Origin of the sequence: [Leptolyngbya] sp. PCC 7376 (genome assembly GCF_000316605.1) — a bacterium.
Taxonomy (GTDB): Bacteria; Cyanobacteriota; Cyanobacteriia; order Cyanobacteriales; family MRBY01; genus MRBY01.
Genome location: NC_019683.1, coordinates 4,771,018 through 4,785,115, shown reverse-complemented (window position 1 = coordinate 4,785,115; position 14,098 = coordinate 4,771,018). Strand labels below are relative to the sequence as shown.

At 44.8% G+C, this 14,098-nt stretch carries 13 protein-coding genes, 1 tRNA gene and 1 riboswitch; of the genes, 10 read left to right on the top strand and 4 right to left on the bottom strand.

Features of this window, described 5'->3' with window-relative positions; all coding sequences use genetic code 11:
• Positions 1 to 2: 2 nt before the first annotated feature.
• From minE to LEPTO7376_RS21455, 3 genes are all read left to right on the top strand, one after another.
• Entirely contained in the window at positions 3 to 284 is a 282-nt protein-coding gene (gene minE, locus LEPTO7376_RS21465) for a cell division topological specificity factor MinE (RefSeq protein WP_015136114.1), read from the top strand.
• 87 nt (positions 285 to 371) lie between these two features.
• Positions 372 to 1,337: a Ycf66 family protein gene (locus LEPTO7376_RS21460; RefSeq protein ID WP_015136113.1), complete on the top strand. Its 966-nt coding sequence runs from the start codon at positions 372 to 374 to the stop codon at positions 1,335 to 1,337.
• A 66-nt stretch (positions 1,338 to 1,403) separates the two neighbouring features.
• Positions 1,404 to 2,615 carry a 4-hydroxy-3-methylbut-2-enyl diphosphate reductase gene (locus tag LEPTO7376_RS21455; RefSeq protein WP_015136112.1) on the top strand — a complete coding sequence of 404 codons (1,212 nt, stop codon included), beginning with the start codon at positions 1,404 to 1,406 and terminating at the stop codon, positions 2,613 to 2,615.
• Positions 2,616 to 2,677: 62 nt separating this feature from the next.
• On the opposite strand, the gene LEPTO7376_RS21450 is transcribed toward LEPTO7376_RS21455, so the two are convergent.
• The 3 genes from LEPTO7376_RS21450 to LEPTO7376_RS25360 form a co-directional block, all read right to left on the bottom strand.
• Positions 2,678 to 2,749, bottom strand: a tRNA-Gly gene (locus LEPTO7376_RS21450).
• Positions 2,750 to 2,786: 37 nt separating this feature from the next.
• Positions 2,787 to 3,848: an acyl-CoA dehydrogenase family protein gene (locus LEPTO7376_RS21445; protein WP_015136111.1), complete on the bottom strand. Its 1,062-nt coding sequence runs from the start codon at positions 3,846 to 3,848 to the stop codon at positions 2,787 to 2,789.
• 218 nt (positions 3,849 to 4,066) lie between these two features.
• Positions 4,067 to 4,240: a DUF4278 domain-containing protein gene (locus LEPTO7376_RS25360; protein ID WP_015136110.1), complete on the bottom strand. Its 174-nt coding sequence runs from the start codon at positions 4,238 to 4,240 to the stop codon at positions 4,067 to 4,069.
• A gap of 38 nt (positions 4,241 to 4,278) precedes the next feature.
• A riboswitch (Glutamine riboswitch) is annotated at positions 4,279 to 4,359 on the bottom strand.
• Between the two features lie 201 nt (positions 4,360 to 4,560).
• Here LEPTO7376_RS25360 and smpB point away from each other — a divergent pair.
• The 5 genes from smpB (at position 4,561) to LEPTO7376_RS21415 (ending at position 9,359) form a co-directional block, all read left to right on the top strand.
• On the top strand, positions 4,561 to 5,028 hold the full coding sequence (gene smpB, locus LEPTO7376_RS21440) for an SsrA-binding protein SmpB (RefSeq protein WP_015136109.1): 468 nt from the start codon (positions 4,561 to 4,563) through the stop codon (positions 5,026 to 5,028).
• A gap of 31 nt (positions 5,029 to 5,059) precedes the next feature.
• Positions 5,060 to 6,046, top strand: coding sequence for an energy transducer TonB (locus LEPTO7376_RS21435; RefSeq protein ID WP_160148545.1), 987 nt, complete (start codon positions 5,060 to 5,062; stop codon positions 6,044 to 6,046).
• Positions 6,047 to 6,209: 163 nt separating this feature from the next.
• Entirely contained in the window at positions 6,210 to 7,283 is a 1,074-nt protein-coding gene (gene fba / locus LEPTO7376_RS21430; protein WP_015136107.1) for a class II fructose-bisphosphate aldolase, read from the top strand.
• Positions 7,284 to 7,516: 233 nt separating this feature from the next.
• Positions 7,517 to 8,241 (top strand): IS1 family transposase gene (locus LEPTO7376_RS26085; protein WP_015136106.1). Its coding sequence is split into 2 segments (ribosomal slippage): positions 7,517 to 7,844 and positions 7,844 to 8,241, totalling 726 coding nucleotides; the frame shifts between segments, so codons are not numbered across the junction.
• Between the two features lie 212 nt (positions 8,242 to 8,453).
• Entirely contained in the window at positions 8,454 to 9,359 is a 906-nt protein-coding gene (locus LEPTO7376_RS21415; protein ID WP_015136105.1) for a formylglycine-generating enzyme family protein, read from the top strand.
• Between the two features lie 28 nt (positions 9,360 to 9,387).
• On the opposite strand, the gene LEPTO7376_RS21410 is transcribed toward LEPTO7376_RS21415, so the two are convergent.
• Entirely contained in the window at positions 9,388 to 10,905 is a 1,518-nt protein-coding gene (locus LEPTO7376_RS21410) for a SagB/ThcOx family dehydrogenase (protein ID WP_015136104.1), read from the bottom strand.
• A gap of 207 nt (positions 10,906 to 11,112) precedes the next feature.
• Here LEPTO7376_RS21410 and LEPTO7376_RS26685 point away from each other — a divergent pair, with 207 nt between their 5' ends.
• Both LEPTO7376_RS26685 and LEPTO7376_RS21405 read left to right on the top strand, forming a co-directional pair.
• Positions 11,113 to 11,346: a hypothetical protein gene (locus LEPTO7376_RS26685; RefSeq protein WP_160148544.1), complete on the top strand. Its 234-nt coding sequence runs from the start codon at positions 11,113 to 11,115 to the stop codon at positions 11,344 to 11,346.
• A gap of 371 nt (positions 11,347 to 11,717) precedes the next feature.
• A complete protein-coding gene (locus LEPTO7376_RS21405) occupies positions 11,718 to 14,012 on the top strand; it encodes a ribonucleoside-diphosphate reductase subunit alpha (protein WP_015136103.1) in 2,295 nt (764 codons plus the stop codon).
• The last annotated feature ends 86 nt before the right edge of the window (positions 14,013 to 14,098 follow it).

The window sequence follows — 14,098 nt, the reverse complement described above, 5'->3', positions numbered from 1 at the left end:
CCATGATTCAGGATTTACTGGAAAAACTGCTGAACTGGCAGGGAAATGATAGCAGTAGTGATGAGGCGAAACGTCGCCTGAAGCTTGTGATTGCTCATGATCGGGTTGGTCTCAGTGCTGAGAAGGTTGAGGAAATGCGCCAAGAGATTTTGGCTGTAGTCGCAAAATATGTCGAGATTGATCCGTCAGAGATGGAATTCGATCTATCGAGTAGCGATCGCATGACAGCCTTAGTTGCAAATCTGCCAATTCGACGCATCAAAGACGACAATGCCCCAGAGTAGTTTTTTGTTTTTTAACTAACTGGCTCGAAGACTCAACAAGTCTGGCACAATAGGTCAAGCACTTAGCATCACAGGAGTAGAGATTTCATGTTGGCACAGGGTTTGGCGATCGCCGTTGCCATTGGGAGTACATTTCTGTTTTTGACGGCCTTTATTTTCCCGAAGCTCCACCGCCAAGATGACTTTTTTTGGAGTGCTGTGGGGTTATTTTATGCGCTTATCCTTTGGGTTTGTGCAGGACAAATGGCGGGTGCTGTGCTCTTGGGTCAACTAGCCAGTGTGATTTTATTAGGTTGGTTTGCGTGGGAAACGCTTCGTCTTCGTCAAGCGATTATTGACCCGACAAAAATTCCAAATCTCGATCAGGTTTCGCTTGTGGGCTATGTGAAAGAGCAACTTAATCGATCGCCTGCCCCTCCAAAAGCAAAACAGCCTGTTGCTGCTGACCCCAGATCTGAAGTCACACCCGAAGAAGCAACTCAAACTGCTGACGATCCTGAAGTAACGGAAACAGAAGCATCTCCCGAATCTGAGGCCATTATTGAACCGGTGCAACCTGAAACTGAAGAGGAGGTTACAACACCTGAAGTGACTGCTGAATCTGATGTTGCAGTTGCAGAAGCCACAGATGCTGAAACTGAGCCTGAAGAAGCATCAGAAGCAATATCAGGTGAACCTGAATCTGAGGTGATCGCCACTCCCGAAACAACGGAAGCTGAACCGGAAACTGCTGAGCTAGAGGCAGAACAGACAGAGTCTGAGCCTGAAGTTCCCGCTGACAAAATTGATAAAAAGGGTTTTTCCTTTGGTCGTTTGTTTGGCCGCAAAGAAAAAACGACTGAAGAAGCTGTAAATCCCCAGAATCTCGATGATATTTTTGAAGGTGATGGAGAAGAGGAAAGCTCCACAAATTCTGATGCTGAATCTGCATCTGTAACAACGGATGAGCTTGAAACTGTCTCAATTGATGAAATCGAAGTGTCATTAGATGTTATTGATGAAGCCTCGACAGAAGATTCTGACGTAGAGACAGAAAAGGAAGCTGACAAGTAAATATTACGGATAGGGTCGAGAATTCGTTATGATCTTTTCTGAAAGTTTGTAGTTGATTGTTGCCCTATGGATACCAGAGCCTTTAAACGTTCCCTTAACCATTCCGATAATTATCACCGTCGTGGCTTTGGGCATGAAGATGAAGTCGCTGACATGATGAACAGCGAGTATCAAAGTGGCTTAATCCAAGAAATTCGAGACAATAATTACAGTCTTACGCGTGGTGATGCAACGATTTACCTTGCTGAAGCTTTTGGCTTTTGCTGGGGTGTGGAACGAGCAGTGGCAATGGCCTATGAAACACGCAAACATTTCCCCACGGAGAAAATTTGGGTCACAAATGAAATCATTCATAATCCCTCCGTTAATAACCGTCTGCGGGATATGAATGTGCATTTTATTGATGTGATCAATGGCGAAAAAGATTTTAGTGGTGTGACGCAGGGTGATGTCGTGATTCTGCCTGCTTTCGGTGCAACGGTTCAGGAAATGGAACTGCTTAATAACCGTGGTTGTACGATTGTCGATACAACTTGTCCTTGGGTATCCAAGGTTTGGACTTCTGTCGAAAAGCATAAAAAACAAGACTATACGTCTCTCATCCATGGTAAATACAAGCATGAAGAAACGGTTGCTACCAGCTCTTTTGCTGGAAAATATCTCGTTTTGCTTAATCTCGACGAAGCCAATTATGTGCGTGATTACATCCTGAATGGCGGCGATCGCCAAGCGTTTTTAGACAAATTCAAAAATGCCTATTCTGAAGGCTTTGACCCTGAGATTGATTTAGAACGTGTGGGCGTAGCGAATCAAACGACGATGCTCAAGAGCGAAACTGAGCAGATGGGTAAACTTTTTGAACAGACAATGCTTGAAAAGTTTGGGCCAACGGAATTGAATCAACATTTTATGAGCTTTAATACGATCTGTGATGCCACCCAAGAGCGTCAGGATGCGATGTTCGATCTCGTTAAAGAAGACCTTGATCTGATGGTTGTGATCGGTGGTTTTAATTCTTCTAATACAACTCACCTCCAGGAAATTGCCGTTGACTACAAAATTCCGTCCTATCACATCGATAGTGGCGATCGCCTCCTCGCGGATAATCGCATTGAGCACAAACCGTTAGGCGAAGACATTACGACCCAAGATAATTGGTTACCTTCTGGCAAGCTCAAAATTGGTATCACCTCTGGTGCGTCAACCCCCGACAAAGTGGTTGAAGATGTCATTGCTCATATCTTTACAGAGAAAGCTGAACCTGCTGTTCTTGCCTAAAACCAGCTCAGCTGTAGGAATTCTCTCCTTGAATTTCTACGGGAGCAATAAAGAATTTTGGAAGCGGATGATGGGATTCGAACCCACGACATTCAGCTTGGGAAGCTGACGTTCTACCACTGAACTACACCCGCGTTAATTTGCTGGATACTCAGTATATCGTGGGATTTTTTAGCCGATCAATGTTTGTAATGTTGCGTTGCGAATTGTTGAAGTTTGCCCAAAAACACTAAACATTAGGGCTTCTCGGTACAGTCGTTGTGCGGGATGACTCAGGAGATTTCCGGCTCCCCCAGAACTAATGAGAGCAATCTGGGCATATTCTTGGGCGATTGCCACCACCTGAATTCTCAGTGCCAGTTGTTGTTCAAAATTAGAGTCTAATTCTTGACTCGCTTTAACCATCTCGTCTCGTAGTTGAGTTAGGCGAGTTTTTAAAGGATTGAATTGGGAAGGTTCTAATTTTTGTTGAAGGAAATCTAAGCAGCCATAGGCACAGCCGAGGGCAAAAAAGCCATGCTTTAATACATTTTTGCGATCGCCTTTCTGGATACTGCCAGCAGGTTTAATGACTAAAATCTCATCTTTAGTGAGTTGCCATTGGTCTAGCATTACCACCACTGTTTGGCTCATCCCCATCGCCGCTAAAGGTAATGGTTCACCGCAGTCGATTTTTCCGCCAGTGTTTTGTTTTGTTTGTTTGAGAGGGATAAAGCCGTATAGTTCATCGCCGTTCGGTAAAGTGGCTCCGGCGATCGCCCTTTCAAAGAAACCATATCCTGTAATCCATGGAATTGTGCCCGTAAGCAGGTAGCCATCATCAGTTGGGATTGCCTGTACCATTGGTTCTCCCGAACGACGTAGATGGGAAAATCCAACCCCAATTTTTATCGCTCCAGTAACTAATTGCGGCAACCATTGCCGTTGGGAATCTGATCCGAATCGAGCAATCATGCCAGCGGCACTTTGATGTTGCGTTTGCAAAAAAGCCAGCATCCCCGATGCTCTTGCAATTTCAGTGACAGCTAATCCATATTCGAGTGAGGAAAATCCCGACCCACCAAATTCCGTCGTTACTTTTAACCCAAGGAGGTGGCGATCGCCTAATCTCTGTAAACATTCCCCGAGCACCTGAGGATTTTGATCAAGCTCTTCTGCTATAGGGGTGACGACATTATGTAGATATGTTTGTAACTTTAGCCAATCCTTTTGATTCTCAAACGTTTGACCCAACAGAATATCCCTTAAAAATCAGAAAGATTTATTGTATAAAAAAGCTGAACGATAGCGGAAAAAAATAAACTGCGGCGATCGCCATGATTCCTAAACTTTCGCTTCCATCATAAATCACTAAATTCGCATAAAAAATGAGAGCAAGAATTTATCTTCCTACTCTCTAAAACTTAAATTTTCTCTTTTTTTCTAAACGTCTTTCGAGACTGCTTCAGAATCTAGTAGCTTGCGCCACGGTACTTGAGATTTTTGTGGTGAACAACATTCAAGCGCTTCTTCGGAGTGTGAGCATGGAGTTCAGAACCACGGTATTTGCCGATAGTCTTGCCTTCTTCCGCTTCAACAGTCACTGGGTTACGGTCGAAATGAATGCCTCTGTAAGAGAATTTCATGATATTAGCTCCTCAAAATTATGTTTAGTTGTTGATGAGGTGCGTTCCTTCGGGATGTTTCCTTACTTCCGTCTCTTCTCGCGAATTCAAAAAATCATTAGCAAAGAGAGATGAACGTCTTATTTTGCTTTCTGTATAAAATAATACAAAATAAAATTGAATATGTCAAATATGCAACTGTTTGATGCTTTGCTTTTTTGTCTTCAGGGTTCTTGTGAATCTACAAAGTCTTGTATTGGCGATAGAGTCCTAGCAAAGGAATTTGTTAGGATTGATAATCGCGTATTTTTTTTGCGTCGTTGTCCATTTTCCGAGTACCTATGGCAGAGTCGAAAAAAGCAATTAAATTAGTCAGTGATAATCGCCAGGCTCGGTTCAGATACGAAATTCTCGAAACGCTAGAGGCTGGTATTAGCTTAGTGGGGACAGAGGTAAAGTCTATTCGCGCTGGGAAAGTTAATTTACGAGATGGCTATGTCCTCATTCGTAATAGTGAGGCTTGGTTACTGAATGTGCATATTTCGCCCTACAACATGAGTGCGCAATATTTTAATCATGAGCCGAAGCGTGATCGGAAGTTGTTATTACATAAGAAAGAAATTCGGCGTCTGATTGGTCAGCTGGAGCAGAAAGGTTTATCTTTGATTCCTTTAAAGATGTATATGAAGGGAAGCTTGGTCAAACTGAGTTTAGGTTTAGGACGTGGTAAAAAGCTCCACGATAAGCGCGAAACCATTAAGCGTCGTCAGGATAAGCGGGATATGGCACGAGCTCTTAAACATCGTTAGGGTCTTCTTTTGTCTGATATAAAGGGTGCTGGTGCTTAGAGCTAAAAAGAAAGAGCTGACTGCAATGGGGGAATTTCGCCATCCTTTTGGGCTGGTGGGTGGTTTGGCGTTTTCTTTTATTGTCCATGGTGGATTGATTGGTCTCTATGTGGCGATCGCTTCAACTCGACAAGAACTAAAACAAAAACAAGTGGAGCTACAACCTATTGAGGTGGTGTTGTGGCAGGAAGAAGTTTTGACCCCTTCTCCTTCGCCAGTTCCACCAGACTCTCCCCTCGCTCCGACATCTCAACCGCAGCAGGCGATCGCCGAACCACAATCCTCGCCAACTCCTTCCCGACAAACATCTCAGAACTCCAGCTCTGCTCGCTCTAAATCTCCTGCGACACAGACACCTAGTACCACTCAGAATCGGCGATCTCCATCCCCGCAGCCATTCCCTAATCCAGCTCCAACAAAAAAACAGACTGTTAGTCCTAGCCCCTCACCATCCCGAGTGCCAACGCCAACACCTCCCTCGGTACCGACTCCATCACCTCCAGCCTCAGCCACTCCGACCCCTTCACCAAAACCAGCTTCTCCATCTCCAAGACCCAGTCCTCCCTCGCCTAAGCCTGTTCCTGCTTCGCCAGTACCAAGTCCACCAGCACCATCACCGAAGCCCTCTCCATCACCACGTCCTCCAAGTTCAGCTTCTCCGCCTGCGCCTAGACCCGCTCCACCAGCACCTCGTCCTGCTCCTCCGCCACCAGCTCCACCTCCACCGGCTCCCGCACCAATTAATTGCGTTCAAGGTTGTGGCGATCGCCGTGGTGATCTCAATGGCCAAAGTGGCGTGGTGATCGTGCGTGTGGAAATTAGTCAGTCCGGCTCAGTTGTTGCAGCCAGTATTGTCTCTTCCAGTGGGAATGGCGCTCTCGATAATAAGGCGATCGCTGCCGCTCGACAGATGCGATTTAGCGCCCATAATTTGGCTGGAAATCAATCTCGCCAAGTCAGAATTAATCTTGGGTCTTGAAATAACCAAAATTTATGGACTTGAGGCGATCGCTAACAAATCTACCAAACTGTATAAATCCATTCGTCAAAAAGGTAAATGTATCTTAATATTGACAAATAAGAGAATTAACTTTCTTGACAATAAAAAGCCAAAAATAAGCAAGTAATATAGGAGGACATCTATGGCACTCGTCCCAATGCGTCTGCTCTTAGATCACGCGGCAGAGAACGGCTACGGCATTCCTGCATTCAACGTCAACAACATGGAACAGATTCTGTCCATCATGCAGGCTGCTGATGAGACAAATAGCCCTGTTATTCTCCAAGCTTCCCGTGGTGCGCGTAAGTATGCTGGCGAAAACTTCCTCCGCCACCTCGTTCTCGCAGCAGTAGAAAGCTACCCCCACATCCCCGTAGCAATGCACCAGGATCACGGCAACAGCCCTGCGACTTGCTACTCTGCTATCCGTAACGGTTTTACTTCCGTAATGATGGATGGTTCTCTCGAAGCAGATGCGAAGACTCCCGCAAGCTTCGACTACAACGTTAGCGTTACCGCTGAAGTTGTGAAGGTTGCTCACTCCGTTGGTGCATCTGTAGAAGGTGAACTCGGTTGTCTCGGCTCCCTCGAAACTGGCATGGGTGAAGCAGAAGACGGCCATGGTTTTGAAGGCGCACTCAGCAAAGACCAACTTCTCACTGATCCTGATGAAGCTGTTGAATTCGTAGAGCGTACTCAGGTTGATGCCCTTGCGGTTGCAATTGGTACTAGCCACGGTGCATACAAGTTTACTCGTAAGCCTACTGGTGAAATTCTTGCTATCAGCCGTATCGCTGAGATTCACGATCGTCTCCCCAACACTCACTTGGTAATGCACGGTTCTTCTTCCGTACCCCAAGAGTGGTTGGACATGATCAATGCTCATGGCGGTGCAATCCCTGAAACTTATGGTGTACCTGTAGAAGAAATCCAAAAGGGTATCAAGAGCGGTGTTCGCAAAGTTAACATCGACACTGACAACCGTTTGGCAATCACTGCTGCAATTCGTGAAGCTGCTACTAAGGATCCTAAGAACTTCGATCCTCGCCACTTCCTCAAGCCTTCTATCAAGTACATGCAACAAGTTTGTAGCGATCGCTATCAACAGTTCTGGTGTGCTGGTCAAGGTACTAAGATCAAGCAAATCGCTCTTGATGACTTTGCTGCGAAGTATGCAAGCGGTGAACTCACTGCTAAAGCTGCTGTTAAAGCGTAATTAAGAATTATGTTGAACTGAAGCTATTAATCTTCAGCTTCTTTTGGAAATTACATGATTATGTTGAGCCGAGGAATTAAATTCCTCGGTTTTTTATTTATCTGAGCGATCCTTTCTGTAGCAGTGGCCGGATAGTTTTAGAATGAAGAGAGAAGTCTATATCTAGATTAGAGAGTTTCAAGTAGGTAATGCTATAGCAAAATGGGGGGAGTCGTTTCCTTAAAATTCTCTCTATGACAATTCATTGTCCTCAATGTAACGCTCAAAACATTATCAAAAGTGGATTTGCTAAAAATCGTCAACGATTTAAGTGTAAGCAGTGTAATTATCAATTTACGAACTTCTCGAAAGAACGAGGGAAGCCTCTCTGGATGAAATTAGAAGCTGTATTGATGTATATGAGTGGTATGTCCATGAATGCGACAGCCAAGATTCTCGGTGTATCAGCTCAATCAGTGCTCAATTGGGTAAGAGATTTCGGTGAAGCCAATTATGAAAAGCCCACTCCTGAGTCTGCTGTCGTGGTGGAGCTAGATGAGCTATGGCATTTTATCCAAGAGAAAAAAACAAACTTTGGGTCTGGAAAGCATATGACCGTAATACTGGGCGACTCATTGACTGGGAATTGGGAAGTCGTGATAGTCGAACTTTAGGTCATTTACTAGAGCGGTTCTCGCAATGGCAAATCACTGTCTATTGCACCGATAATTGGAAACCCTATCAACAGCTATTAGAGAATCACCCAGATGCTTTTCATGTCATTAGCAAGAAAGAGACAATAGCAATTGAGAGAAACAATTCAGATAATCGCCATTGGTTCGCTAGGTTTCATCGCAGGACGAAAGTTGTCTCAAAATCGAGACAGATGGTTGACTTGACTATGGCATTGTTTGCAAAATTCAGAGTCAATGGAAGCATTAATTTACTGCGCAACTGGCGTATAGCATTACTGAATTGAAACTCTCCTAGATTAAAAGGCATGGTCAACTTAAGTGAAAACCTTTCACTTAAGTTGACCATGCCCTTAGACAAACATTTGTTTAACCAAAACTGCATAAGCTTGCTGATCAAGAAAGCAAATTTATGTAAAGTCACTCATTACATTTTCTTGATTACAGCACTGAAGAGTTCGATATGCTGAGAGAGTATGCTTGTTACTTCTGAGACTCCATGTTAGAAATCATCCACTACAAAGAAATCCTCGTAGAGGAGCCAGAGGAAATCGCCATTGATATGACAAAGATCGATGGAGGTGGATTCTGGATGGGCACCTCAGAAGCCGAAATAGACAGACTTCGGAAAGAATATGGCAATGACTGGTACCAAAACGAATCTCCCCAGCACTGGGTTGAAGTGCCTGAATTTTTTCTTGGTAAGTACCCAATAACCCAAGCTCAGTGGAAAGTTGTGGCAGGCTGGAGACCGATTGAGCGAGAACTTGACGCAAAGCCATCAAAGTTTGAGGGAGATAATCTACCCGTTGAACAAGTGTCATGGCTAGATGCGAAGGAATTTTGTGCGCGCTTAAGTAAAGAATCCAAAATCCAATATCGTTTACCGACCGAGGCGGAGTGGGAATACTCCTGTCGTGGGGTTGTAGGCAAACATATGGCTGCGGAAATGACCCCAGAAAACTGGAACAAGCATTACTATAAATCTTTCCATTTCGGCCAAACGATAAATGGCGAAATTGCGAACTTCAATGCGAACGAAGTTTACGGTAATAACACTATAGAAAAATTTCGCGGACGAACAACACCCGTAGGATCTTTCGACTCAAACAATTTTCAACTCTACGATATGCACGGTAATGTCTGGGAGTGGTGTGAAGACGATTATCACAGAAATTATGAAGAGGCTCCACAGGACGCTAGCGCATGGCAACACTCAGAAAATCAAGAGGCAAAAGTGCTCCGTGGCGGCTCCTGGTTCAATCACCCTAGATATTGTCGGTCAGCATTTCGATACGTTATCGATCTCGACTTTCAGGTAGATTCGGTTGGTTTTCGAATTGCTTGTGCGCCACCTCAGGTCTCTGTCAACACCTATTCTTTAAATATTCCACGACTTTTTTAGACTTCAATGGATGCCCACATCCTATGTTTTACTGATCACGTGGAACGCCCAAAGTCGTGATATATAGCACCGCTTCATCATCAGGAATGCCCAACACATCATTCACTTGATCATCAAAGAAACCCGCAATGCCACTCACACCTAAGCCCAACTGAATCGCAGCCAGATTAAACCTTTGTCCGAGTTGACCTGCATCAAGATGAAGATATCGATACGCGCGATCGCCATACCGAGAGACAGCCAAGGCAAGATCTGCTGTATGGAAAACTAAGGCGCCAGCATCCCGCCCAAGATTTTGGCCGAGACAAAGATAATGCAACTCTTCGCGGAAGTTTTTAAACCGAATTTGCCTTAATTCTTGAGCCTTTGGCGCGTAATAATAACAACCCGAATCGAGCCCTTCCACACCGGAAACTGCCACAAATGTTTCGATTAAACTCAGGTCAAAATAATCTGGGTCATCCATCAAACCCTGCTCACCATAATCTTCAGGGTGGTAAGTAAAGTTCAGAAGTTGTTTTAGTTCATCAAAGGTTAATGCTTCTCCGGTATAACCTCGCGTCGAACGGCGTTTGAGTATTGTTTCCTCAAGCTCTTCTAAGTCCTCTCCCCAATCAATGCGAGTACTGTAGCGAGTCTCAGCAGAGATACTGGCGAGGGAAACCTTTAATCCAAAGGGAAAATTATATTTATCTTCGAGGGCATCAGGTTGCCGGGGCGGGACAGATGCCTTGGTGATAATTTTTGAGGCTTGGTGAAGCGCAGATAATAACTCCCCATCATCCAACTCTGGATAATCCAGCATGGCGGGTGACGGCAAAGTTGTGCGACCAAAACTAGAGTTTTGGGGATTGGTATTCAAGGCGAGCACACTAGTAACCGATTCCGCTTCACCGTCGAGATATAACAACTCATCCATGAGGCGATCGCTAAACCCACCGATGAGATGGGGTCGAAATCCATGAATCGACGCTGCCAGATTGAAATTACCGAGGAGATGACCCGTATCAAGAAAAACGCGACGATAGGCTCGATCTTCATAACGCCAAGCTGACCGATAAAAGATTGCAGTGGTCACCAGAGCCAATTGTGTTTTTTCGAGAGCTGGATGAAGAAAACAGGCTTCCCGGAGTTCTGCCCAGCAGTGATCATCCCAAAACCGCAAGAGATTATGGGTTTGGGGTTGGTAATGATAAAGACCAGCGGGTAAAAGCTCAGTCCCTCTGGAGATGAGATAAACCTCAGCGGGATACAGTCCCCCAGCAGAGGGAGCCGACCGGAGATACATGGATTGGCCGCCACCTGTCGCAATTTTGGCAGTCAGTCCGTAGCTGAGCAGAAGAAAAAATGACAGGGCTTCCCACTCTGGTTCGTTCTTATCGAGTTCTAAGTAAGGCTTGAGATCGTAGCTTGTACCAATTTTGTAAGCTTTAAATGGGCTGGGTTGCTTTGACCAATCCAGTTGTTTGCCACGCTGGGCGATCGTTTCGGGGTCGTATTTTGTACGTTGGTGATAATAAGCGGAGATTGGCAGCGAACGGCTCATATTGTCCCCAAAGCGAATAAAACGTCTCTATCTTACAGTTTAGACAAGTAAATATATAGAACTCATTTGAGAGCTCTGAGAAAGGCTAGAATGGGAAGAAACGCCATATTCTAGTAGCTTGACGGACAGTGAGCGAGATATAGCAATGGACGGCATTGTCAACTTAAGTGAAAGGTTCTCATTGCGAAGATTCTGTAGGATGAGCTAATGAATCATTTCTACAAAAGACATCGCTATCCGAGCGAGATAATCTGCCATTGCATCTGGCTCTACTACACATTTTCCTTGAGCTACTGCGATATCCAAAAGATGATGCAATACCGCGGCATTGATATCACTTATGAAACTATCCGCCAATGGTGTCATAAGTTTGCTCAAACCTCTGCCAACCACCTTCGTCGTAGGCAAGTTAAGCCAGCAGATATAGCAGTAGCCATTTAGTTTGATACGTCATGTGAATCTCAATTCTGAGCCTGTCTGCAAAACCATTATGGAGTGTCTTAATCTATCTGGCGACTGAGCCAACGGATAGAGAGTTGGCAGGAAGTAACACGCTTAGAGAGAGCTGCCTAAATGAGAAACAGCCGCTCTTACAGAAAAATAGTAGCTACATTCCTAGCATCTTCAGTTAAGTTGACAATGCCGTATGGCGTTTAATATCGGGACTTTTTATTAGAATATTTACTAATCTTATCAGTACAGGATTATTGATACTTTATGTAGGGGCAAAGAATAAAAAATCTGTTCATTTAGCACTACCAATATGGTATTTTCCGCTAAACTGATTACTGGAATCACTAACAGTCAGTTTTATGCTTAAGACCACGCAACCCTACACTAGCGAGAGCGTAACCCATTCACCACAGCCTTCTACCCCCGCTAAAGAGGCTACTATTTACGTTGTCAAGCGCAATGGGAAGCGATCGCCCCTCGATGTGTCTCGAATTCGCGATGTTGTGGAATGGGCTTGTCAAGGTCTTGATGCGAATACGATTGAATTAGAAGCTGGCCTCAAAACGCGTCTCAAGGATGGGGTTACCACCAGAGAAATTCAAGAAAATTTGATCCAATGTGCGTTGGAAATGTGTAGCCCAGAAGAACCAGATTGGCGATACGTTGCAGGCCGTTTGCATATCTGGAGTTTGTGGAAAGATACTTTAGTTGAGCGCGGCTATCAATATGGCAACTACGCTCAGTTGGTCACGGATAAAGTGGCAGAAGGTGCTTATGATGACCGCCTGTTGCAATATTCCGCCACAGAATTAGAGGAAGCGAATAGTTGGCTAAAATCCGATTGGGATATGGACTATGACTATGCGGGCGCGGTACTCCTCACGAAGCGTTATCTGCTGGATCATGAGTTGCCTCAGGAAGCATTTTTAACCTGTGCATTGCTTCTTGCACTGCCTGAAAAGCCAGAGAATCGATTGAAGTGGGCGAAGAAATTTTATGAGGCGATCGCCACTCGGAAGGTTTCTCTAGCGACGCCAATCTTAGCGAATTTACGCGTTCCGAATGGTTCTCTATCGAGCTGTTTCATCATTGCGATGGAGGACAACCTCGAAAGTATTTTCCGCGAAATCACCAATGCTGCCCGCATCTCTAAAAATGGTGGTGGCGTTGGCTGTAATGTCAGTCGAATTCGCGCGACTGGCAGTAAAGTGATGGGCAAAGAGAATGCCTCTGGCGGTGTGATTCCTTGGATTAAGTTACTCAATGACACGGCGATCGCCGTCAATCAGGGTGGCAGACGAGCAGGGGCGATTACAGTCTCTCTCGATGTTTGGCATTTAGATGTGCCGGAATTTTTGGAGATGCAGACCGAAAATGGTGATCAGCGTCGCAAAGCCTATGATGTCTTCCCACAGATTGTCGCGACTGATGAATTTATGCGTCGCGTCGAAAATGAAGAATCTTGGACACTAGTGGATCCCTTCGAAGTTCAGCAAAAACTAGGCATTGAGTTAGCAGAGCTTTGGGGTGAAAAATTTGATGCGGCCTACCGTCAGATCGAGGCCAGTCTCGACAAAGAAATTAAGCTCTACAAACGTATTGATGCCCGTCACCTGTTTAAAGAAATCATGCGATCGCAGATCGAGACAGGGATGCCCTATGTTGCCTTTAAGGACACAATCAATCGCGCTAACCCGAACCAACATGAAGGCTATATTCCCGGCGTTAACCTCTGTGTCGAATCTTTTTCTAATGTTGTCCCCGGTAAATTTGCCCATACCTGTAATTTAGATTCTCTAAATCTCGCCAATATTAGCGATGAGGAACTAGGTGAAGTCTGTGAAATTGCGGTACGGCTCCTCGATAACACCATCGAAATTACCAATACGCCTTTCGAAGACAGCAGTATTCACAACAAGCGTTACCGCACAATCGGTGTTGGTGCGATGGGTCTAGCGGATTGGCTCGCAAAACGGAAACTCCGTTACAGCAACATTGATGAAATTGACCGTTTATTTGAAGATATTGGTTACTATTGCACTCGTACTTCTGTAGACCTGGCGAAAGAGCGGGGTGCTTATGCCGCATTTGAGGGGAGCGAATGGAGTAAGGGCAATTTGATTGGAGCAAAACCAATCGAATGGTATCGCGAAAATACTTACAAGACTGACCGTTGGGAAGCCCTCAGCGTTGATGTCAAAGAATATGGTATTCGTAATTCTCACATTACGGCGATCGCCCCGAATACTTCTTCTTCTCTAGTGCAGGGTTGTACCGCAAGTATTTTGCCAGCCTACAGCAAATTCTTTTATGACAAATGGGCGAAGGGCACTGTACCTATTGCACCGCCTTATATTGCCGATTCTTTCTGGTTCTATCAAGAGAATAAGAGTCTTGATCAAAAGACCGTTGTAAAAGCTGTTGCCACGATGCAAAAGTGGATTGATACCGGTATTTCGATGGAGTTAATTTTCAACCTCAACCAAGGTGTTTATTTTGCTGATGAGCCCGAGCGATCACTTAAAGCAAAAGATATTTTCGACACACTGGTTATGGCTTGGAAAGAAGGCTGTAAGGCAATTTACTATATTCGCACCGTCCAAAAAGATGACTTCAAAGAAGGTTCTGATGGCTGTGTTGCTTGTGCAAACTAAGCAGAAATTTCATACCTTATAAAATTGTTGGCGGCTTTTTGAAGAAGTCGCTTTTTTATTGCTCAAAATTGTGAGAGCTTGTGAAA